Origin of the sequence: Aeromonas caviae, from assembly GCF_000819785.1 — a bacterium.
Taxonomy (GTDB): domain Bacteria; phylum Pseudomonadota; class Gammaproteobacteria; order Enterobacterales; family Aeromonadaceae; genus Aeromonas; species Aeromonas caviae.
Map to the genome: position 1 here is coordinate 34791 of NZ_CDBK01000004.1, position 20208 is coordinate 54998.

A 20208-nucleotide genomic window follows, 5' to 3' on the forward strand; every position below is an offset into this window, starting at 1 on the left:
GAAGCAGCATGAAGAAGATAATGGGGGGCGCCCTGGCCCTGTTGATGGTGGGTTGTGCGAGCGACAACAACGGCGGCGAGCAGTATCGCTATACCCCGCCGGTTGCCAAGGCAACCAACAACACCCAGGAGATGGCGATCCCGGTGGATCTGGTGTGGGCCCGTGCCGAGAAGTGGTTCGGCGATCACGGCCTGAACATCGAGAACAGCCAGCGTGGTGCCGGTCTGATGACCGCCAACGTGGAAAACTCGGCCGATGGTCTGGAGTGGCTGGATTGCGGCACCATGGGGTCCAAGGTGGCGCTGGGCAACCCCAACCTGCAGATCAACCTGATCATCACCCAGAGCGGCAACAACAGCGTCGCCACCGTGAATGTCAAGGGCAATACCCAGCTCTACTTCGTCGAGTCCTCCGGCGAGCGAGTGCTGGCTCCCTCCATCACCCCGGTGTGCGTCTCCCGCGGCAGCCTGGAACAGAGCCTGTTCTCCACCCTCGGCAACTGATCCTGCCGGGTATCATGAAAAACCCCGTTGCGTGCAACGGGGTTTTTTTATGCCTGCTCCGCGCCCATCAGGGCGTGAGGGGAGGGATGACGAGGATCAGGGGGTCAGATCGCCGTGATAGAGTACATGGTCGCCGGATTTGAGCACATAGCCCTTCCAGGGGAAGAGCTGATAGCCACCGCCCTGCCAGGACCAGTTGCCCTCTTCGCCCTGGCGGATCAGCCGGATCGGCTCGCCCTCTGGCAGGGTCAGCTCGGCCTGACTCTGATCGGCATTGAACAGCACGAAGGCGCTGACGGTCTGACCGGCATCGGTCGGATTGAGGCGAATGCCCTGCTCGAACAGCCGCACGCACTGGCCTGCCAGCGCCGACCATTGATAACCCGCGCTGCCGATGCAGCCATGTTCGTCGCGATCCGCGCCGACCAGGGGCTCCTTCGGTGTCGTGTTGCAGGCGGCCAGCAGCAGGGTGGCCGCCATCAGGGTCAGGGTGCGCATGGTTACTCCTTGGCGTCCCGTTCGATGACGATGTTGGAGAAGCCCAGTTCCTTGAAGTAGTTCTCCCGGTAATCCTTCACGCTCTTCTTGTCGCGGCGGCACACCTGGGCCAACTGCTCTTCCATGGCGTGGAAGCGGGTCAGATCGATCCCCTCGGCGGCGGCAACGGCATCATAGATGCTGTTGAACTTGTCATTGGCGTAGCCAATCTCCCTGGCCTGCTTCTTGTAGGTGTAGGTAATCTTGAACGCCATGGCGTCACTCCTTCTCTTTGGCCTGCTTGCGCTGGACGTACAGATAGAGGCTTTCGACCTTCTCTCTGGCCCAGGGGGTCTTGCGCAAGAACTTCAGGCTGGACTTGATGCTGGGATTATCGGTGAAGCAGCGGATATTGATCTGCTGCCCCAGCGCTTCCCAGCCATAGTGCGCGACCAGAGCGGTGACGATGGCCTCCAGGGTCAGCCCGTGCAGCGGGTTGTTCTTCTGGGAAGCGGGTTGATCGCTCATGCTTGCGCCGCCAGGGTGGCAAAGGGCTGACCCATGCGGGTGGTGACCCCGTTGGCCAGGTGCGGCTCGAAACCGGCCAGCATGCCCGGGCCAAACAGGCAGACGACAGTACTGCCCAGCTTGAACAGGCCCATCTCGGCCCCCTTTTGCAGGGTGATGGCTTCATCGCCGGTGTAGTCCCAGCGCACCACCTTCTTCTCTTTGGTCGGCGCTATGTTGCCGGCCCAGATGGTTTCGATGCTCGCGACGATAGTGGCACCGACCAGCACCAGGGCCATGGGGCCGTGGGGGGTACGGAAGGTGGCCACCACCCGCTCGTTGCGGGCAAACAGGTTGGGCACGTTCTCGGCGGTGAGGGGGTTGACGGAGAAGAGATCCCCCGGCACGAACACCATGCTCTCCAGCACGCCGTCCAGCGGCATGTGGATGCGGTGGTAATCCTTGGGTGCCAGATAGATGGTAGCGAAGTCGCCATCCTTGAACGGGGCCACCAGATCCTCATAGCCCCCCAGCAGCTCGCGGGCGCTGTAGTCGTGGCCCTTGGCCTGGATGATGCGACCTTGGCTGATGGGCCCGAGCTGGCTGACGGTGCCATCCACCGGCAGGGCCAGGGTCATGGCGTCTTCCACCACGGGGCGGATGCCGGGTTTGAGCTCGCGGGTGAAGAATTCGTTGAAGCTCTTGTAGTGGGCCGGACTCTCGTGCAGCGCCTCGCTCATGTCGACCTGGTACTGCTTGATAAAGGCCTCGATCACCCTGGTGGTGAGGTTGCCCGCTTCGGCGGCGGCAAGTTTGCCCACCAGGCGGGAGAGGGCGTGTTTGGGCAGGCAGTATTGACCGGCAATTTTCAGGTTGTCAGTGATGCTCATGATCTTCATCTGGGAATGAGTTGAACGGGTCACAGCCGCGCCTGTTGGCGACCGTGGCGGGCTTCCTGCATGGTTTCCAGGATGCGGTGGTAGTTGTGGAAACGATCGGCGCTGATGGCGCCCGCTTCGACCGCGGCGCGCAGGGCGCAGCCGGGATCATCCTTGTGGGTGCAGTCGCGGAACTTGCAGCCACCCAGGTAGTCGCGAAACTCGACGAAGCACCAGGTGATGCGGTCGGCTTCCAGGTGCCAGAGGGCGAACTCGCGGATCCCGGGGGAGTCGATGAGATCGCCGCCGCTCGGGAAGTGGTAGAGCCGCGCCGTGGTGGTGGTGTGCTGGCCGAGCCCCGAGTTCTCGGAGATCTCGCCGGTGAGCACGTCCAGCCCCGGCATCAGGGCGTTGGTGAGGGACGACTTGCCCACCCCGGACTGGCCCACGAAGATGCTGATCTTGTCGGTGAGCGCCGCCTTGAGGGCGTCGATGCCCTCACCGCTCTCGCAGCTCACCAGCAGCACCTCGTAACCGAGCTTGCGGTAGGTCTCGAGCTGATGCTCGATACGGGCGCGGGCCGCGTCATCGAGCATGTCGACCTTGTTCAGCACGATGAGGGGCGCTATCTCCACATCTTCTGCCGCCACCAGGTAGCGGTCGACGATGTTGGTGGAGAACTCGGGCATCACCGCCGAGACGATGATGATCTGGTCGATGTTGGCGGCGATGGGTTTGACCCCGTCGTAGAAGTCCGGCCGGGTCAGCACCGAGTGGCGCGGGTGCACCGCCTCGATGACGCCGGCAGTCGCGGCATTGAGGCCGGGGCGCCACACCACCTTGTCGCCGCACACCAGGCTGCTGATGCTGCTGCGCCGCAGGTTGCTGCGGTGGATGGCACCATCGCTTGCCTCGACATCCGCGTGCTGGCCGAAACGGCTGATCACCACCCCTTCGATGGCGGGGCCGAACAGGGTGTCATCTACCACTGTGGTGTGCTCTTTTTGCAGCCGCCGCTCGCGGTTGGCCTGGACGCGCCTTTGTTGACCCAGATTGAGTTTTGCTTTCTTTGCCACGGGGTTTGCCAGTTTATGAACAGATTCAAAGCCAGTATGATACATGCAAATTGGCAAAATTCCGCCATTCCTCCCAATAGAGAGAGCAATCATGACAGTCAGCGCGCAGAACCTAGTATGGATCGACATGGAGATGACGGGTCTGGACCCCGAAGAGAACGTGGTACTGGAGATCGCCACCATCGTCACCGACAAGGACCTGAACGTGCTGGCCGAAGGGCCGGTCATCGCCATCCACCAGAGCGAGGAAGAGCTGGGCAAGATGGATGACTGGAACGTCAACACCCACACCAAGAGCGGGCTGGTGGCCCGGGTCAAGGCGAGTGAATACGACGAGGCCAAGGCCGTTGCCGAGACCCTCGCCTTCATTCGCCAGTGGGTGCCGGAGCGCACCAGCCCCCTGTGCGGCAACAGCATCGGCCAGGATCGCCGCTTCATGGTCAAGCACATGAGCGATCTGGAAGCCTTCTTCCATTACCGCAACGTGGACGTCAGCACCATCAAGGAGCTGGTCCGTCGCTGGCAGCCTGAACTGCTGGATCAGTTCAAGAAGAGCGGCTCCCACCAGGCGCTGGACGACATCCGCGAATCCATCGCCGAACTGCAGTTCTACCGCGCCCACGTCTTCAAAATCTGAGTGGCTGGCAAGGGTTTGCCGTCGTTCGGTTGCTAAAATCAGCAGTTCGGCCAGCTTTTGAGCGAACGGCTGCAACCAGACAAAAAAGCCCTTGCAATTGGAATGTCTGCTCTTATAATTCGGCTCCCGTACAGTAGCGCAAGCAACCAAATGCTGTACGGTCTGTTTTCAGGTTTTGCGGGAATAGCTCAGTTGGTAGAGCACGACCTTGCCAAGGTCGGGGTCGCGAGTTCGAGTCTCGTTTCCCGCTCCAAAATGTTTGCTGATGACGTTCCGGTGCGGGAATAGCTCAGTTGGTAGAGCACGACCTTGCCAAGGTCGGGGTCGCGAGTTCGAGTCTCGTTTCCCGCTCCAATCATCAGCACAGCCTCAAGACAATCCATGTTGCGGGAATAGCTCAGTTGGTAGAGCACGACCTTGCCAAGGTCGGGGTCGCGAGTTCGAGTCTCGTTTCCCGCTCCAATATGCAGTGCCGGAGTCACCGCGTTGGTAGAGCATGTTCAGTGCTTGCCAAGGTCGGGGTAGCGAGCGCGAGTCTCGTTGCTGGCTCCAAAAATATGTAAGTGATATTCCGATGCGGGAATAGCTCAGTTGGTAGAGCACGACCTTGCCAAGGTCGGGGTCGCGAGTTCGAGTCTCGTTTCCCGCTCCAATCACTTGCAGATGACATTCTGTTGCGGGAATAGCTCAGTTGGTAGAGCACGACCTTGCCAAGGTCGGGGTCGCGAGTTCGAGTCTCGTTTCCCGCTCCAAACAGTGTCCGGTAGATATGTGTAAGTGACATTCCGTTGCGGGAATAGCTCAGTTGGTAGAGCACGACCTTGCCAAGGTCGGGGTCGCGAGTTCGAGTCTCGTTTCCCGCTCCAATCACTTGCAGATGACATCCTGTTGCGGGAATAGCTCAGTTGGTAGAGCACGACCTTGCCAAGGTCGGGGTCGCGAGTTCGAGTCTCGTTTCCCGCTCCAATCTCTCTTCGAACCCTTCGAATTCAATCTCTCCCCCAAGTACACGAATCCAGTTTCTCAGTACCATCACTGCCGCGTCCTGTTGGTAGAGCATGATCCGCGCTTGCCAAGGCTGGGGTCGCGAGTTCGAGTCTCGTTTCCCGCTCCAATCTCTCTTCGACGTCCTCATAATCCCTTTGAATTGCCCATCACATCGCGCTGCGATGATTTGTCGTATCCGGCGTTTGCCTGATTTCTCTCTTCCCCGCACATCCCAAGTCATAAGACCAAAATGTATTGCTTGCTAATAGCCTCCCGGAGATCGGGTACAACCCTTTGCGGTCGGCTAACAGGCTTGGCAGGGCCTGAATGACAGACAGTGGCTCGGTATAAGTTAAAACCGGGGCATTTAACCAAAACTCATCATTTTGATTTATAGCGGCTGGTGGCGGCCATAAACGGCTTGCAGGTGGGGATGGCAAGCCCGGCAAGAGCTCTGCCGATCGAGGAGGGGAAATTGCGGGCAAAAAAATAGGAGGGGCGATGGCTCCTCCTACGGGTTCACTGGCGCTGGCTCAGATAACGGTGACGTTCTCGGCCTGAGGACCTTTTTTGCCCTGGGTCACAGTGAACTGGACTTTTTGACCTTCAGCCAGGGTCTTGAAACCTGCGCTCTGGATGGAGGAGAAGTGAACGAAAACGTCCGGTCCCTGGGATTGCTCGATGAAGCCAAAACCCTTGGTTTCGTTGAACCATTTTACTTGGCCGGTGCGAATGTCAGACATGTGGTAAGTCCTATCTATAACAAAATGAAACTAAGCCTGGTTGGGCAGCATTTGCCTGGAAGTCAGGGGTTGAAGCATGACTGACCACGTCTCTTTGTCCCAGTAGCATGTAGCACAATCCCTGTCTAAAGCCTGACCGATTGTACTGGAGCCCGATCCCTTGTCAATTTGGCACTTTTCATTTTTTGAGCGAGCTAAAAGTATTGTGAAGTCAGCAGCTTGTTTCATGCTTCACATCAAAAAAAACGGGAGGCCATGGCCTCCCGTCTGCATAAGGGGGTGGTCGAGCCCCCTTATTCCTTGAGGGCGAACCCTTCCCCCTGGCGGTCGTAGCGGTAGCTGACCTGACCGAGAGAGCGGACCTCGACCCGCTGGATGCGGCGGCTGGTGTCCACCAGGATGAACACCGACTTGCCCGACTGCAGCCGGGTCAGCGGCCTGTCCGGCCCTTCGATGGCGATGAGCCGGCTGAGCTCGGCCCCCGGCAGCTCGAACTTGCGGAAGATGGAGTAGAGGGTTTCACCGGCCTGCACGTCGTGCTGCAACCAGGTGCCATCCACTTTCTCCTCGACGGGCTTGGCGGCCTGGGGCTCACCGGCGTTGCCGACGGTCAGGGCCTGGGCCGGCACGGCCAGGGGCACAGCCAGAGAGCCTGATGGCGCCGTGGTCGGGGCGGCGGGGGCGGGCTCCCAGGCCAGCACCAGCAGCCAGAGCGGGATCAGCACCAGCAACCCTATGGTGTGTTTGCGGGGCAGGGGGCTTGCCAGCTTGAACGAGGCCGCCTTCGGCTCCTTGTTGCGCTGACCCAGGCCACTCATGCCCTGGCCGAGACGCTGGCGCAGGGGCAGGGTAGCCGCGTTGATACGTTGGAGCAGGGTTCCTTGTGATTCGTCTTGGCGACGCTGCTGGGCTCGTCTGTTATGGCCACGTGGGCGACGGTCCGGGGTGGGCACGGCATTTACCTCTCACTACATTGCCTGCCATCAGGCAAATATGCCGCCTATGGTAAACGGACTCGTCCCCGAGGGGGAGAGTCCGGAGCATGAAAATTATCAGCTGAGACGAAACTGACCCAACAATTGCTGCAAACGTTCCGCCGCCTGACGCAAGGCCTGACTGGCGTTGGCCGTGCTGGTGGCGTCCCTGGCGATGTCGTTGGCCAGTGCGCTGGTTTTTGACAGATTGCCGGAGACAGTCTCGGAAACCGAGCTCTGCTCCTCGGCGGCGGAGGCGATCTGGTAGGTCATGTCGTTGATGGTGGCGATGGCCTGGAAGATGCTGCCGAGGGCCGCCTCCGCCTGATCCGCTTCCCCCACCGCCTGATGGGTCAGCTGCTGGCTCTGCTGGATGGCGTTGACCGCGTTGGTGGAGCTGTGGCGGATCTTGTCGATCAGCTCCTGGGTATTCTGCACCGCCTGCTGGGTGTTGCCCGCCAGCTTGCGCACCTCGTCGGCCACCACCGCAAAACCGCGCCCCTGCTCGCCGGCCCGGGCCGCCTCGATGGCGGCGTTGAGCGCCAGCAGGTTGGTCTGATCGGCGATCCCCTGGATGACGGTGAGGATGCTGGTGATCTGCTCGCTGTCGTGAGCCAGCCCTTCCACCACTTCGGCGCCCTTGCCCGCCTCGGCGGCCACCTTGTGCATGGAGTGGATCACCCGCTGGAAGCGTACCTTGCCCTCGTCCGCCGCGCTCTGGGCCTGCTTGGCGGAGTCGGCGGTGTTGTTGGCGTGGGTGGCCACCTCCTGGCTGACGTAGGACATCTCCTGCACCGCGGTCAGCATCTGCTCCATCTCGGCCTGATGATGCTGCAGGTTGCTGTCGGTCTGGCCGGCGATGCGATCGGTATCCCCAGCGTGGCGATGGACCTCGCTGGCGGTCTTCTGCACATCCCCGAGCAGGGCCTGCAGCTTGTCGATGAAGCGGTTGATGCCCCGGGCCAGGGCCCCCAGCTCGTCCCGGGAGCGGCTCTCCAGACGCTTGGTGAGATCCCCCTCGCCGTCGGCGATGTCATCCACCAGGCTCACCATCTGGCGGATGGGGCCCGTGATGCTGCGGGCAATGACCAGCATGGTGCCAAGGGCCAGCACCAGCACCAGCAGGGCACCGATGAGCTGCTGGGTCATGGCGGCGCGGTTCATGTCGGTAAGCTGGCGTGCCAGCTCGTCCGCTCCCGCCAGCACCACCTTGTAGGGCAGGGTGACGATGATGGCCCAGTTGCGGGCCATGCCGGGCACCGCGATGGGCACCGAGATGCGAAACGCGTCGGTGAGCTCCTGGCGCTGCACGTCCGGTTTGAGGTACTGCTGCCAGCCGTTGCCGAGCACCTTGTCGGCGCGGCTGCCGAGCAGGCTGGCGTCGCCGCTGGTACCGGTGATGACGCCGGCGGCGCTGACGATCAGGGTCTCCCCCTTGCCGTCATAGATGTTGCTGTTGAGGGACTGGGCCTGGCGGCTGATGGAGTCCACCGCCAGATCCAGCGCGGCGATGCCCTTGAACCGGCCATCCACCAGGATGGGGGTGGTGATGGTGCTCACCAGCACCTGCTGGCCGTTGATGTCCACCTTGAAGGGATCGATGAGGCAGGGGCGCCCCTCCCGTTTCGGGCAGGCGTAGTAGTCGTTGGCCGGGTTGCCGAACTCGTCCGGATCGCTCTTTTCGATGGAGAGCAGCAGATCGCTGCCGATCTGATCCTTGTCGCGGTAGAAGTAGGGAACGAAGCGCCCCTTGTCGTCACTGCCAAGGGCTGCCTGTCCCGCGAAGCTTTCGTCCTGGCCGTCGAAGCCGTTGGGCTCGAAGCCCGCGAAGGCGCCATAGAGCTGGGGCTCCAAAGCAAGCTGGGCCTTGAGCAGGTCGGTGGCTTGCTGGCGATCCAGCGGCAGCTTGCCCTCCTGCTGGCGAGCGAAGACGCTGGCCATCTGCTGGGTGTAGGAGAGCCCCTTTTGCAGCAGCTGGGTGATGGTAGCGGCCTCGGCACGGGCGTTGGCGCTCACCTTCTGCCACGCCTCCTGTTGCAGGGCGGCGCGGCTGGAGTCGATGGTGAGCTGCTGGGTCTGCCGGCCTGAATACTGGTTGAGCAGGATCAGGATGACCAGGGCCGTGGTCATGGCGACACCGGCCAGTACCAGGATACGATTCTGGATAGAACGAAACTGCATCGCGCGTTCCTTGTATCGTTGAGGGTTCGTTGACGGGGTGACTGAAGTATCGGCTGTGCGGGAGATCTCTCCAGCGACCTCGCCTAGCTAAGCGGGAAAAAAGGGAAAATTCTGAGACATCACTCTAAAACAGCGGTTTTTGCGGGAATAGACCCTATTTTCCCCTCTGCCTCGCCATGGTTTTCCCATCCGTCATTGTCGGTGCTAAAATGCGACGGTTTTTTTAACGAATTGGCCCAAGGCCCTCTACACAAGGCTTAAAGATGAAAGTCAAAACCCGTTTTGCTCCCAGCCCGACCGGCTTTTTGCATGTCGGCGGTGCCCGTACCGCACTCTATTCCTGGTTGTTTGCAAAGAACCAGGGCGGTGAGTTTGTGCTGCGTATCGAGGATACCGATCTGGAACGTTCCACTCAGGAGGCCATCGACGCCATCATTGAGGGCATGGAATGGCTGGAGCTGAACTGGGATGAGGGCCCCTACTACCAGACCAAGCGCTTCGATCGCTACAACGGCCTCATCGACGAGATGCTGGCTGACGGCCGCGCCTACAAGTGCTACTGCTCCAAGGAGCGGCTGGAAGCGCTGCGTGAAGGCCAGATGGCCAACGGCGAGAAGCCCCGCTATGACGGCAAGTGCCGGGATGGCGCCCACGATCACCCGGCCGATGCGCCGCACGTGATCCGCTTCCGCAACCCGACCGAAGGCTCCGTGGTGTTCGATGACCACGTCCGTGGCCGCATCGAGTTCGCCAACACCGAGCTGGACGATCTGATCATCCGCCGTACCGACGGCGCGCCGACCTACAACTTCTGCGTGGTGGTCGATGACTGGGATATGGAGATCACCCACGTGGTGCGTGGGGAAGACCACATCAACAACACCCCGCGCCAGATCAACATCTACAAGGCGCTGAACGCGCCAGTACCGGAATTTGCCCACGTCTCCATGATCCTGGGTGACGACGGTGCCAAGCTCTCCAAGCGCCACGGTGCCGTCTCCGTGATGCAGTACCGCGACGACGGCTACCTGCCGGAAGCGCTGCTGAACTATCTGGTGCGTCTGGGCTGGTCCCACGGCGATCAGGAGATCTTCAGCCTGGAAGAGATGATCAAGCTGTTCAGCCTGGATGCCATCTCCAAGTCTGCCTCTGCCTTCAACACCGACAAGCTGCTGTGGCTGAACAACCACTATATGCGCAGCCTGGATCCGGCTTATGTTGCCAAGCATCTGGCATGGCACATGGAAAACCAGAAGATCGACACCAGCAATGGCCCGGCGCTGGCCGACGTGGTCACCCTGCTGGCCGAGCGCTGCAACACCCTGGTGGAGGTGGCTGCCCAGAGCCGCTACCTGTTCGAAGAGTACGAGGCCATTGACGAAGCCGCTGCCAAGAAGCACCTGCGCGGCGTGGCTGCCGAGCCGCTGGCGCTGGCCAAAACCAAGCTGGCTGCACTGGATAGCTGGACTACCGAAGCGCTGCACGAGCTGATTGAAGCGACCGCCGCCGAGCTGGGTCAGGGCATGGGCAAGGTTGGTATGCCGCTGCGTGTGGCCGTCACCGGTCTGGGTCAATCCCCTGCCATCGACGCCGTGATGGCGCTGGTCGGAAAAGAGCGTGTACTGGCCCGCATCGACCGCGCCCTGGCTTATATCGAAGCGCGCATGGCCGCCGAGTAAGCTTGCCGTCGCACATTGCCGTCACCGGTCTGGGGTAATCTTTCCCCTGCCATCGATGCCGTGATGGCGCTGGTCGGCAAGGAGCGGGTCCTCGCCCGTATCGACCGCGCTTTGGCGTATATCGAAGCGCGCATGGCCGCCGAGTAAGCTAGCCGTCGCACATTGCCGTCACCGGTCTGGGGTAGTCTTTCTCCTGCCATCGACGCCGTGATGGCGCTGGTGGGCAAGGAGCGGGTCCTCGCCCGCATCGATCGCGCTTTGGCGTATATCGAAGCGCGCATGGCCGCCGAGTAAGCTTGCCGCCGCACATTGCCGTCACCGGTCTGGGGTCATCTTTCCCCTGCCATCGATGCCGTGATGGCGCTGGTGGGCAAGGAGCGGGTCCTCGCCCGTATCGATCGCGCCCTGGCGTATATCGAAGCGCGCATGGCCGCTGAGTAAACATCGGCCATGGCATGAAAAGGGCCCCCTGACGGGGCCCTTCGTATTTTGGCCTCAAGCGGATTTGCGACGTAAAACAGCGACATAGCGATGAGGTTGGCGGTAAAAACAGCTAACTGCCTGAATTTTGACTAAACGCTCCAGTGGGCGAGAATTTTGGGTTGACAGCAAAGCGGGTGATGCCTATCATGCGCCTCCGTTGCCAGAGATAACTTTGGTAGCGCCGAGGTGAGTTGGGGTTATAGCTCAGCTGGGAGAGCGCTTGCATGGCATGCAAGAGGTCCGCGGTTCGATCCCGCGTAGCTCCACCAAATTCTCCTCGAACAATCTGGAATCCAAGGGGTTATAGCTCAGCTGGGAGAGCGCTTGCATGGCATGCAAGAGGTCCGCGGTTCGATCCCGCGTAGCTCCACCAGGTTCCCGATTGACATGAAGTACCCAGGGCAGTGCGGTGTGTATCACCCAGGCCGACCTTTGTGGGGTTATAGCTCAGCTGGGAGAGCGCTTGCATGGCATGCAAGAGGTCCGCGGTTCGATCCCGCGTAGCTCCACCATTATTGAGGATGAATGGCCGCCAGAACCATTCATTGAGTACCGAATTTGGGGTTATAGCTCAGCTGGGAGAGCGCTTGCATGGCATGCAAGAGGTCCGCGGTTCGATCCCGCGTAGCTCCACCAAATTCAGAGTGATTCAGCGTCACTCACACACATCGGGGTTATAGCTCAGCTGGGAGAGCGCTTGCATGGCATGCAAGAGGTCCGCGGTTCGATCCCGCGTAGCTCCACCATCTTTCGCAAGAAAGCACCAAGGCCACCGCATCGCGGTGGCCTTTTTGTTTGCCTGTCATTTGGATTTCCCATGATCTCGCCCTTTGCATTTGTCTGGCAAATGGCGCTTCACCCTGTCCGCGAGGGCATCAGCGGCTCTGGCCGCCGCTGACGGGGGTGAGGGTGGAGATTGGCGCCGATGCCGCCATGGCCACGGCGCGGGCTGCACGATGCCATCCTCTGCCGTGTGGCGGTTGGTTCGTTCGGCAGCCTGTGATGGTGCTTCACCCTGTCCGCGAGGGCATCAGCGGCCCTGGCCGCCGCTGACGGGAGTGAGGGTGGGGATTGGCGCCGATGCCGCCATGGCCATGACGCGGGCTGCGCGGTGCCATCCTCTGCCGCGTGGCGGTTGGCTCGTTCGGCAGCCTGCGGGATATGCTATCCGGCCCCTGGTGTCAGCACCGGGTTTCCCCGTCGGCAGGGTGCCAGCCCCCTGGGAAAGGGGTGAGGCGGGGCAACAGGGCATTTATTCATCCCATGATGTGGCCTTTTACATTTGTTTTTCAAATGGCCTTGGCACAAAAAAAGCCCGCGATCATCGCGGGCTTTGCACCTGGCATCGAGGATGCCGCGTCTTAGCGACGACGCCGCCAGGCGAGCGGCAACAGGGCCAGCAGCAGGGCGCCCATGGCGCCGCCACCCCCCTTGCTCGCTTCCTTGAGCTTGAGGTCGACGATGACGGGGTCGTGGTCCGAGGCGCTGAAGGGGTTGTCCGACTTGATGAGATCGCCGGTGTAGGCGCTGCCATATTCGAACAGGTTGCTCTCGAACGAGTTGATGTGCCAGTCGGCCACCGCCACCACCTTGTCTGCCAGCGCCGGGTTGGCGAGGGCGTAATCCAGGGTGCCGAGCTCGGCCTCGTAGCTGTAGGAGATGGCCTTCTCCTGGTTGAACTTGACGTTCAGATCCACCAGGCCGTAGCCCTTGGCCACCGTCTGGCCCATCTGCTCATAGGGCTTGTCGCCGATGTAGGTGTGGGAGGCGGAGCGGATCTGGCGCTCCCCCGCGACCGGCGCATAGTCGGTCAGCACCCGGATGGGATCCTCCTTGGCGTAGGAGTTGAAGTCCCCCACCAGCAGCACCTGCCCCGGCATCTTGCTCACCGCCTCCCCCAGCACCTTGGCGGCGCTCACCCGAAACTCGGTGCACTTGCCCTGCAGATCCGCAGGCTCCGTCTTGCCATCCCCGTTCTCATAGCAGCCCGACCCCTTGGACTTGAGGTGGTTGACCACCAGGGTCAGGGGGGCGTCGCTGCCCGCCACAGTGAAGCGCTGGACCAGGGAGTCCCGCTGACCGGCGCTCTTGGTGACGCCGCCCGTGGTGTAGCGCTGCTGGGGCAGGGGGATGACGTCGGCATCCCCGCTCGGGGTGAGCAGGGCGGGGCGGTAGATCATGGCCACCATGATGGCGTCGCCGCCAAAGAAGCGATCCTCCGTGAGCAGGGCCTTGGGCAGGGTGACGAAGGCGTAGTGCTTGCTCGCCTCCTTCTGCCTGGCGTTGAGGCTCTCCACCAGATCGTGGAGGGCGGCGTGCTCGTCAAAGCCGTTGTTCTCCATCTCCATCAGGCCGAGCAGGTCGGCGTCCATTTCGGTGATGGCGTTGACGATCTTGGCGCGCTGCAACTGGAACTCCTCCAGGCTCTTGGCGCCGCGGTTGCAGCCCTTGGCGCTGTCCGCATCCGCCTGATCCGCGCAGAGCACGTTGAGGGCACCCCCCACGCTGGAGTGGCTGGTGAAGTAGTTGAGCACGTTGAAGCTGCCGATGCGAAGGTCAGTGCCATCCAGGCGGGCCGGGGCGCTCTGGCGGTCGTTGTCGCCGGTGCGCAGCAGATCCCCCGCGGTGATGGTCTGATCCCGGGGCACGATCAGGCGGTACTCGTTGTAGCTGTAGCCGACCATGGCCTCCAGGTTGACCGGGGCATCGCCGATGCGCAGGTAACCCTGCTCCGGCTCCCAGGCGGGCAGCCAGGGGAGCTTGCCGTCCCCCGCCTTGACGTCCGACTCGAGGAAGACCCGGTTGCTGGCGTTGGCCTCGGCCAGCGCGACGGCCTCGGGGCTGCTTGCCACATGGAGCTGGGTCGGCTTCATCAGCGGGGCGCCGTGAGCGAGCACCAGGTTGTTGCGCCGGGCGGCATAGTCGTAGCTGAAGTTGCGGCTTATCTTGAGGGCGCTGTCGGCGTCAAGGCGTACCCGCATCCCTTCGTGACGCTCCAGGGCTCGGGCCAGGGTTTCCCCCTCCAGTACCCGCAGCGCCCTGGCGGCCGGGGCGGCGCCCTGGGCCAGGGTCGTCAGGCGCGGCGTGCTGCCGTCAAACAGGGGCTTGAGCTGGGTGTGGCCGTAATACTCCTCGACCTTGGCCTCCAGACAGACCAGGGCGCCCGGCTGGATGTCCGGGTACTTGCTGGCGAAGTTCTTGTCGTTGAGGTAGACGAAAATGCCGTCCGACGTCTCGGGGTTGCCGTCCCCCTGCACATCCAGCAGGTAGAAGCCCTTGTTGAGGCTTTCGCCCAGACCCGAGACCACCGCCTTGACCGAGACGCTCTGGGCGCTTTCGAACTGATCGTCCGGGACGAGGGGGCTCTTGTCGCCGCTGCCCTGGATGGCGGGGATGGGGGTGAGGGCACTGTCGGCCGGGCAACTGAAGCTGGCGGCGTAGAGAGACGGGGACGCGAGCGCGAGCCCCACGGCCAGCGACAGCAGGGTAGGTGTTCCTTTCATGGGTATTCCTTTTTTATTTTTGCCAGTGTTTCCATAGCCTTGGCATCGTGGCCAAGGGCGCGCATTGTCACATTTCTGGCAGCTCTGACCAGTGAACCAACGCACATTATGAGGAGACAAAGGAGCCCATTTGCCATTTTTTGACGTGGCTAACAGTTTGATATTGATGATCTATTTGTCATCAGGTGGGAGCGAAAAGTGTGAGGCGGCCAGCATTCACATATTTTCCTTCGAGAATAAAGATTGAGCAGTGGTCACTTGCTTCCTATACTCGAGCCGTTCCTCACGGAACCCAGGCAAAGGGCAAACCGGCAGTGATGCCGGGACGCAAAGCCTCCGATCTGTCCCATCCGGGCCAGACAGCGGGGTTACCCAGGGTGACTTGAGGGTTTGTGGCCCGTCCATGGCCTGTTGTCGCTCCCTTGTTCCCTGTTGCGATTGCGCTTTTCCCGGTATTGAAGCCAAGACAAAACAAGGAAGATAACAATATGCAACAGATCTTGAGGCCCAGCAGGCTTGCCATGCTGGTCGCCCTTGCGGCCGTCCCTGCCTGGGCGCAGGCCGCTTACCCCGCCTATCAGGCCGGCACAGCCTACAAGGCTGGCGACATCGTCAGCAACGCAGGCGCCCTCTATGAATGCAAGGAATTCCCTTACTCCGGCTGGTGCGGCGCGTCCCCCTACCACTACGCCCCCGGGGTGGGGGTGGTCTGGGCCGATGCCTGGAAGCTGTATGGTGGCGAGGTGCCGCCGCCGGCCCTGGTCGTCGCCATCGGCTCCCCCGCCGTGGGTGCCAGCGTCAGCGAGGGGGCCAGTGTGGCCCTGGCGGTGACGCTGAGCGGCCCGGTCACGGCGCTCGCCCGGGTGGAATACCTCATCGACGGCGCTCTGGTCGCCACCGCCACGGCTTCTCCCTGGAGTGCCAGCTGGTCTGCCGCCGGTGCGGGCAATCACGCCCTCAAGGCCCGGGCGCTGGATAAAGACGGCAAGGTGCTGAGCGAGGCGGATTCGAGCTTCAAGGTCGCCGCCGTGGTGGCGCCGGAGGCGCCCAGGGTGAGCATCGCAAGCCCGGCCGCCGGTGCCAGGGTGACCCTGGGCCGCGCCCTCACCGTGAGCGGCAATGTCACCGACGCCAATGACGACGTCGCCAAGGTCGAGCTCTTCGTGAATGGCCAGAAGGTGGGCGAGGACACCAGCGCCCCCTGGCAGCTGAGCTGGACGCCCCAGAACAAGGGGCTGACCGGCCTCAAGCTGGTGGCGACCGACAAGACCAACCGCTCTGGCGAGTCGGCCCAGGTGGACGTGCAGGTGGAAGAGGCGGCGCTGCCCCCCACCGGCGGCAACCTCTCCTGCGACGTGCGCCAGATCTACCGCGCTGACGGCAGCGAGTGCATGGGGGATGACCACGGCCGCCGCGTCATCGGGTATTTCACCTCCTGGCGCACCGGCAAGAACGGCCTGCCCGCCTACCTGGTGAGCGACATTCCCTGGGACAAGATCACCCACATCAACTACGCCTTCGCGGCGGTGGACGAGCAGAGTCACACCATCAAGGTGGATGACGCCGCCACCAAGCTGACCTGGAACGGGGTGCCGGGCGCCGAGATGGATCCGGAGTTTGCCTATCAGGGTCACTTCAACCTGCTGTCGAAGTACAAGAAGCAGTACCCGGACGTGAAGACCCTCATCTCCGTCGGGGGCTGGGCCGATACCCGCGGCTTCTACGCCGCCACCACCAAGGGCGACTGCTCGGTCAACACCGCCGGCATCAACGCCTTTGCCGACTCGGCGGTGGGCTTCATCCGCCAGTACGGCTTCGATGGGGTGGATATCGACTACGAGTACCCCACCTCCATGAAGGATGCGGGCAACCCCAACGATTTCCCGCTCTCCAACCAGTGTCGCGGCAAGCTCTTTGCGAACTATGAAGTGCTGATGAAGACCCTGCGCAACAAGCTCGACAGCGCCGGCACCGAGGACGGTCGCAAGTACATGCTGACCATCGCCTCGCCGGCCTCGGCCTACCTGCTGCGCGGCATGGAGAACTTCCAGGTCACCCAGTACCTCGACTACGTCAACCTGATGACCTATGACTTCCACGGTGCCTGGAACCACTTCGTCGGTCACAACGCCGCCCTGTTCGACAACAAGGCGGATCCCGAGTTGTCCCAGTGGGGTGTCTACACCCAGGCCCAGTTTGGCGGCATCGGCTATCTCAACTCCGCCTGGGCGGCCCACTACTTCCGTGGTGCCCTGGCGGCGGGCAAGATCAACATAGGGGTGCCCTATTACACCCGTGGCTGGCAGGGGGTCACCGGTGGCACCCACGGTCTGGGTGGCAAGGCGGCGCTGCCGAGCCAGAGCGATTGCCAGCCGGGCACCGGTGGCAGCACCATTCCGTGCGGCAACGGGGCGGTGGGCATCGACAACATCTGGCATGACCTTGACAAGAACGGCAAGGAGATTGGCGGTGGCGCCGTGCCCATGTGGCATGCCAAGAACCTGGAGCATGCGGCCAGCCTCGGCATCACCACCCTGCCGAGCTACGGCCAGGCCTGGGGTCTGGATCCCAACAACCCGGCCCACGTGATGCAAGGCCAGTATGTGCGTTACTACGACGACAAGGCCCATGCGCCCTGGCTCTGGAACGAGCAGAAGAAGGTGTTCCTCTCCACCGAAGATGAAGAGTCCATGGGTCACAAGCTCGACTACATCGTCAAGCGGGGCCTGGGGGGCGTCATGTTCTGGGAGATGGCGGGGGACTATGACTTCGACGCAGCGAAGAACGAGTACGTGATGGGCAGCACCCTCACCAGCCTCGCCTACGAGAAGTTCAGCAAGGCCGACAAGGCGGCCCTGAAGCAGAATGATCTGCCGGCTCCGGCTGCCCAGCTCGACATCGGCGTGAGCCTCTCCGGATTCAAGGAAGGGGACTCCAACTACCCGATCAACCCGACCCTCAAGCTCACCAACAAGTCGACCCAGACCATTCCGGGCGGTACCCGCATCGAGTTCCTGGTCCCCACCTCCACCTCAGACACCATCACCGACCAGAGCGGCATGGGGCTGAAAGTGGTGGAGAGCGGTGGCAACCAGAACTCGGACGGCATCGCCAATGAGAAGGACTTCCACAAGGTGGCTCTGACGCTGCCGGCCTGGAAAGCCTGGACGCCGGGCACCGACGTGGAAGTGGCCATGACCTACTACCTGCCGGCTGCTGGCGTGCCGAGTGGCATGCGCCTGATTGCCGGCAGTCAGACCATAGGCCTGAAGTCCGACTTCCCGGCCCTGGCCGAGGCGGTGCTGGGCAGCAGTGGCGGTGGTGACGGCGGCAGCGGTGGCACCACCTGTGCCAGCCAGAACGTCAACCCGGCGGACTACAATGCCTATCCGACCTGGCCGCGCGGGGATCACGCCAATGGCAACGACCGCATGACCAACGGCAAGGCGGTGTGGCAGGCCAACTGGTGGACCAGCAGCGAGCCCAAGGCGGGCGATGGCAGCTGGAAGCTGGTGTGCAGCTACTGAGTTGTCCAGGCTGCTATACCAGCAGCGAACTCAGAGTGGGCGACGGCAGCTGGAAGCTGGTGTGCAGCTACTGATGACCGTTTGAGCGGCAGGCCGGCACTTTGCATGGCCTGTTTTCTCGCAACGCAACGACCCAATCCGGAGCCCAGGCTCCGGATTTTTTTGTGCCTTGTATCAGGAGAAGGGGGGGAAAGGGCAGGGGCGGTGCCATAAAAAAGACCGCTCCGAAGAGCGGCCAATTGCCACCAAGGCAATCTGCGGGGTGACCCCCTTGTCGATGTGTCGCGGCCCGGATGCCGAGTCGGGGAGATCCCCGCCCCGCCAGCCGGGCCGCGCAGCTTTATTGGGTGACGGCGCCGCCCTGCTGCTCTTTCAAGAAGCTGATCCAGGGGGAAGCGCGACCACTGACATTGCCATTCTGGGCGGCCTGAGTGAAGGCGGAGAGCGCCTCCTTGGGCTTTTGCTGCTCAAAATAGGCGACCCCGGTCAGGAACTTCAGGTCCGCCCGCTGCTCGCCGCTGGCGTTGGCGGCAGGTTTGGCGGCGAAGGCCACCAGATCCTGGTAGCGCTTGCTCTGGATCATCATGCGCGCCATCTTGAGCTGCAGCTCGGCATTGGGGGCCAGCTTGTAGGACTTGGCCAGGGTGTCGATGGCCGGGTCCAGCTCCTTGGCCTGATGCCAGTAGTTGGCCAGCGTCTTGTAGTTGGCCGCGGTGCTCTCGATCTGCCCCTCCTTCATGGCTTTCTCCATCACGCGGGCGGCGCGGTGGGGAATGCCGGCGAAGGCGAGGTAGTTGGCGAGCCGCTGCAACTCGTTGGCTTCGGTCAGCATGCCGAGGTTGTAGGCCCCTTCCAGTGCCGCCAGGGCCTTGGCATCGTTGCCCGCCTGCATGTGCATGGCCGAGAGCTGGGTCCAGTACTTCTTCTTCTCCGGGTAGCGGTCCACCAGGGCGGTCAGCACCTCGGTGGCCGGCTTGTACTGTTTCAGCTCGTAGTGGGCCGCCATCTTCAGCAGGTACCAGGACTCCGGCGCCTTGCCCGCGGAGAGCTTGATCGCGTTGTCCACCGCCGGAATGGCTTCCCGGTACTGCTTGAGCTGCACATGGGCGTTGGCCAGGGTGATGTAGGCGTGCGGGGTCGGCTTCTCGTCCTTGCCGAGGTTTGCGAACCACTCCTTCATGGTGTTGATGGAACCCTTGAAGTTCCCCTCCGCCATGTAGAGCTGGGCCAGGTTGTAGCGCACCTGCTGGGCCACCGGGGGCGGCAGGCCGCCGGTGGCGATGGCGTCGGCGAAGTACTTGGTCGCCTGACCGTACTTCTCCTGCTGCGCCGCCACGAAGCCCAGGGTCTGCAAAATGACCCCCTTGTCGTAGACCCGCTCGCCGGCGCCGGACAGCGCCTCCTGCAGCTTGGCATTGGCCTCGCCGTATTTCTTCTCGGTGATCAACGCCTGGGCCTTGTTGACCGCGCGGTAGGCGCGGTCAGACAGGGCGGGTTGTTCGGCGGCCCAGGTGGCGGTGCTGAGCAGTACCGCCATGGCCACCGGGGCGAGGATCAGGGTATGTAACTTTTTCATCGCCACCCTCCTTAGTTGGTCGCAAACTCGATCTCTTGCTGCATGCGACTGGCCTGCGGCTTGCCGTCCACCATGGCCGGCTTGAAGGTCCACTTGGCAATGGTCTGGCGCGCCGCCTTGCCGAGGTCATAGCTGCGGGGCTCTTCCTTGACGATGCGGATGTTGCTCACGGTACCGCGCTCGGTGACGGTGAACTCCACCAGTACCTTGCCGGATGCGAGACCGGCCAGGGCCGCCTTGCGGGGCATCATGGGCTCGAAGGTTGCCATCGGGATGGCGCCGTTGTTGCCACCCATGCCGCCGCCACCGCCGCCGGTGCTGTAGGCACCCAGGGCGTTGCCGCCACCGATGTTGACCGGGATGTCGAGTTTGGGCATGTCCATGGGGGAGCTCTCCATCTGCGGCCTGTCCGTGCTCGCCACCTCCATCTCGGGCGGGGGCGGCGGGCGGTTCGGGGGCGGCGGTTTGGGCAGTTCC

General features: G+C 62.4%; 15 protein-coding genes, 12 tRNA genes, 2 pseudogenes and 1 riboswitch. Of the genes and pseudogenes, 18 read left to right on the top strand and 11 right to left on the bottom strand.

Features of this window, described 5'->3' with window-relative positions; all coding sequences use genetic code 11:
* The first annotated feature begins 8 nt into the window (after nucleotides 1–8).
* The gene (locus tag BN1120_RS00635; RefSeq protein WP_029314787.1) at nucleotides 9–503 is read left to right on the top strand and encodes a hypothetical protein; all 495 of its coding nucleotides are present in this window, start codon (nucleotides 9–11) and stop codon (nucleotides 501–503) included.
* A gap of 96 nt (nucleotides 504–599) precedes the next feature.
* On the opposite strand, the gene BN1120_RS00640 is transcribed toward BN1120_RS00635, so the two are convergent.
* The 5 genes from BN1120_RS00640 to rsgA are packed head-to-tail and all read right to left on the bottom strand — an operon-like array spanning nucleotide 600 to nucleotide 3441.
* The gene (locus BN1120_RS00640) at nucleotides 600–1001 is read right to left on the bottom strand and encodes a hypothetical protein (protein ID WP_042014295.1); all 402 of its coding nucleotides are present in this window, start codon (nucleotides 999–1001) and stop codon (nucleotides 600–602) included.
* A gap of 2 nt (nucleotides 1002–1003) precedes the next feature.
* A complete protein-coding gene (locus BN1120_RS00645; RefSeq protein ID WP_010675489.1) occupies nucleotides 1004–1255 on the bottom strand; it encodes a DUF2960 domain-containing protein in 252 nt (83 codons plus the stop codon).
* Nucleotides 1256–1259: 4 nt separating this feature from the next.
* Complete coding sequence (locus BN1120_RS00650) at nucleotides 1260–1508, bottom strand: VF530 family protein (protein WP_041212447.1); 249 nt, start codon at nucleotides 1506–1508, stop codon at nucleotides 1260–1262.
* Entirely contained in the window at nucleotides 1505–2377 is an 873-nt protein-coding gene (gene asd / locus BN1120_RS00655; protein ID WP_042014303.1) for an archaetidylserine decarboxylase, read from the bottom strand. The genes BN1120_RS00650 and asd overlap by 4 nt, the downstream gene beginning before the upstream one ends.
* A gap of 29 nt (nucleotides 2378–2406) precedes the next feature.
* Nucleotides 2407–3441 carry a small ribosomal subunit biogenesis GTPase RsgA gene (gene rsgA / locus BN1120_RS00660; protein WP_039040203.1) on the bottom strand — a complete coding sequence of 345 codons (1035 nt, stop codon included), beginning with the start codon at nucleotides 3439–3441 and terminating at the stop codon, nucleotides 2407–2409.
* A 91-nt stretch (nucleotides 3442–3532) separates the two neighbouring features.
* Between rsgA and orn the strand changes: the two genes are divergently transcribed.
* The 8 genes from orn to BN1120_RS00700 all read left to right on the top strand — a co-directional run bounded on the left by orn (nucleotide 3533) and on the right by BN1120_RS00700 (nucleotide 5044).
* Nucleotides 3533–4078, top strand: coding sequence for an oligoribonuclease (gene orn / locus BN1120_RS00665; protein WP_042014296.1), 546 nt, complete (start codon nucleotides 3533–3535; stop codon nucleotides 4076–4078).
* A gap of 177 nt (nucleotides 4079–4255) precedes the next feature.
* Nucleotides 4256–4331 (top strand) — tRNA-Gly (locus tag BN1120_RS00670).
* Between the two features lie 25 nt (nucleotides 4332–4356).
* Nucleotides 4357–4432: transfer RNA gene (locus tag BN1120_RS00675), tRNA-Gly, on the top strand.
* A 32-nt stretch (nucleotides 4433–4464) separates the two neighbouring features.
* Nucleotides 4465–4540: transfer RNA gene (locus BN1120_RS00680), tRNA-Gly, on the top strand.
* Nucleotides 4541–4654: 114 nt separating this feature from the next.
* A tRNA-Gly gene (locus BN1120_RS00685) sits at nucleotides 4655–4730 on the top strand.
* Between the two features lie 24 nt (nucleotides 4731–4754).
* Nucleotides 4755–4830, top strand: a tRNA-Gly gene (locus BN1120_RS00690).
* Nucleotides 4831–4868: 38 nt separating this feature from the next.
* A tRNA-Gly gene (locus tag BN1120_RS00695) sits at nucleotides 4869–4944 on the top strand.
* Between the two features lie 24 nt (nucleotides 4945–4968).
* Nucleotides 4969–5044 (top strand) — tRNA-Gly (locus BN1120_RS00700).
* A gap of 554 nt (nucleotides 5045–5598) precedes the next feature.
* Here BN1120_RS00700 and BN1120_RS00705 read toward each other — a convergent pair.
* The 3 genes from BN1120_RS00705 to BN1120_RS00715 all read right to left on the bottom strand — a co-directional run bounded on the left by BN1120_RS00705 (nucleotide 5599) and on the right by BN1120_RS00715 (nucleotide 8963).
* Nucleotides 5599–5808 (bottom strand): cold-shock protein, encoded by a 210-nt coding sequence (locus BN1120_RS00705; RefSeq protein WP_005297820.1) that lies wholly within the window; start codon nucleotides 5806–5808, stop codon nucleotides 5599–5601.
* Nucleotides 5809–6101: 293 nt separating this feature from the next.
* Nucleotides 6102–6761, bottom strand: a complete 660-nt coding sequence (locus tag BN1120_RS00710; protein WP_010675484.1) for a LysM-like peptidoglycan-binding domain-containing protein — start codon at nucleotides 6759–6761, stop codon at nucleotides 6102–6104.
* Nucleotides 6762–6860: 99 nt separating this feature from the next.
* Nucleotides 6861–8963, bottom strand: a complete 2103-nt coding sequence (locus BN1120_RS00715) for a methyl-accepting chemotaxis protein (RefSeq protein ID WP_041215716.1) — start codon at nucleotides 8961–8963, stop codon at nucleotides 6861–6863.
* 263 nt (nucleotides 8964–9226) lie between these two features.
* Between BN1120_RS00715 and gltX the strand changes: the two genes are divergently transcribed.
* From gltX to BN1120_RS00760, 8 genes and pseudogenes are all read left to right on the top strand, one after another.
* Entirely contained in the window at nucleotides 9227–10642 is a 1416-nt protein-coding gene (gene gltX / locus BN1120_RS00720) for a glutamate--tRNA ligase (protein ID WP_042014298.1), read from the top strand.
* A 42-nt stretch (nucleotides 10643–10684) separates the two neighbouring features.
* A pseudogene (locus tag BN1120_RS21935) lies at nucleotides 10685–10789 on the top strand (glutamyl-tRNA synthetase); the annotation flags it as partial.
* A gap of 158 nt (nucleotides 10790–10947) precedes the next feature.
* Nucleotides 10948–11083: pseudogene (locus BN1120_RS21640) on the top strand (glutamyl-tRNA synthetase); the annotation flags it as partial.
* A 235-nt stretch (nucleotides 11084–11318) separates the two neighbouring features.
* Nucleotides 11319–11394 (top strand) — tRNA-Ala (locus BN1120_RS00740).
* A gap of 28 nt (nucleotides 11395–11422) precedes the next feature.
* Nucleotides 11423–11498, top strand: a tRNA-Ala gene (locus BN1120_RS00745).
* A 63-nt stretch (nucleotides 11499–11561) separates the two neighbouring features.
* Nucleotides 11562–11637: transfer RNA gene (locus BN1120_RS00750), tRNA-Ala, on the top strand.
* Nucleotides 11638–11685: 48 nt separating this feature from the next.
* A tRNA-Ala gene (locus BN1120_RS00755) sits at nucleotides 11686–11761 on the top strand.
* Nucleotides 11762–11795: 34 nt separating this feature from the next.
* A tRNA-Ala gene (locus tag BN1120_RS00760) sits at nucleotides 11796–11871 on the top strand.
* A gap of 615 nt (nucleotides 11872–12486) precedes the next feature.
* Here the strand turns inward: BN1120_RS00760 and BN1120_RS00765 are convergent.
* Entirely contained in the window at nucleotides 12487–14628 is a 2142-nt protein-coding gene (locus tag BN1120_RS00765; protein ID WP_042014299.1) for an ExeM/NucH family extracellular endonuclease, read from the bottom strand.
* A 292-nt stretch (nucleotides 14629–14920) separates the two neighbouring features.
* Nucleotides 14921–15004, top strand: a riboswitch (cyclic di-GMP riboswitch).
* Nucleotides 15005–15116: 112 nt separating this feature from the next.
* Here BN1120_RS00765 and BN1120_RS00770 point away from each other — a divergent pair.
* Nucleotides 15117–18155: a glycosyl hydrolase family 18 protein gene (locus BN1120_RS00770; RefSeq protein ID WP_052455389.1), complete on the top strand. Its 3039-nt coding sequence runs from the start codon at nucleotides 15117–15119 to the stop codon at nucleotides 18153–18155.
* Nucleotides 18156–18495: 340 nt separating this feature from the next.
* Here BN1120_RS00770 and BN1120_RS00775 read toward each other — a convergent pair whose 3' ends face one another.
* Complete coding sequence (locus BN1120_RS00775; protein WP_042014300.1) at nucleotides 18496–19731, bottom strand: tetratricopeptide repeat protein; 1236 nt, start codon at nucleotides 19729–19731, stop codon at nucleotides 18496–18498.
* 11 nt (nucleotides 19732–19742) lie between these two features.
* A partial coding sequence (locus BN1120_RS00780) for an energy transducer TonB (RefSeq protein WP_042014301.1) occupies nucleotides 19743–20208 on the bottom strand: 466 nt, incomplete at its 5' end.

What these genes read in the sequence shown, in the direction of transcription:
- BN1120_RS00635 (WP_029314787.1), top strand. Translation starts at nt 9, where the DNA reads ATGAAGAAGATAATGGGGGGCGCCCTGGCCCTGTTGATGGTGGGTTGT.
- BN1120_RS00640 (WP_042014295.1), bottom strand. Translation starts at nt 1,001, where the DNA reads ATGCGCACCCTGACCCTGATGGCGGCCACCCTGCTGCTGGCCGCCTGC.
- BN1120_RS00645 (WP_010675489.1), bottom strand. Translation starts at nt 1,255, where the DNA reads ATGGCGTTCAAGATTACCTACACCTACAAGAAGCAGGCCAGGGAGATT.
- BN1120_RS00650 (WP_041212447.1), bottom strand. Translation starts at nt 1,508, where the DNA reads ATGAGCGATCAACCCGCTTCCCAGAAGAACAACCCGCTGCACGGGCTG.
- asd (WP_042014303.1), bottom strand. Translation starts at nt 2,377, where the DNA reads ATGAGCATCACTGACAACCTGAAAATTGCCGGTCAATACTGCCTGCCC.
- orn (WP_042014296.1), top strand. Translation starts at nt 3,533, where the DNA reads ATGACAGTCAGCGCGCAGAACCTAGTATGGATCGACATGGAGATGACG.
- BN1120_RS00705 (WP_005297820.1), bottom strand. Translation starts at nt 5,808, where the DNA reads ATGTCTGACATTCGCACCGGCCAAGTAAAATGGTTCAACGAAACCAAG.
- BN1120_RS00715 (WP_041215716.1), bottom strand. Translation starts at nt 8,963, where the DNA reads ATGCAGTTTCGTTCTATCCAGAATCGTATCCTGGTACTGGCCGGTGTC.
- gltX (WP_042014298.1), top strand. Translation starts at nt 9,227, where the DNA reads ATGAAAGTCAAAACCCGTTTTGCTCCCAGCCCGACCGGCTTTTTGCAT.
- BN1120_RS00765 (WP_042014299.1), bottom strand. Translation starts at nt 14,628, where the DNA reads ATGAAAGGAACACCTACCCTGCTGTCGCTGGCCGTGGGGCTCGCGCTC.
- BN1120_RS00770 (WP_052455389.1), top strand. Translation starts at nt 15,117, where the DNA reads ATGCAACAGATCTTGAGGCCCAGCAGGCTTGCCATGCTGGTCGCCCTT.
- BN1120_RS00775 (WP_042014300.1), bottom strand. Translation starts at nt 19,731, where the DNA reads ATGAAAAAGTTACATACCCTGATCCTCGCCCCGGTGGCCATGGCGGTA.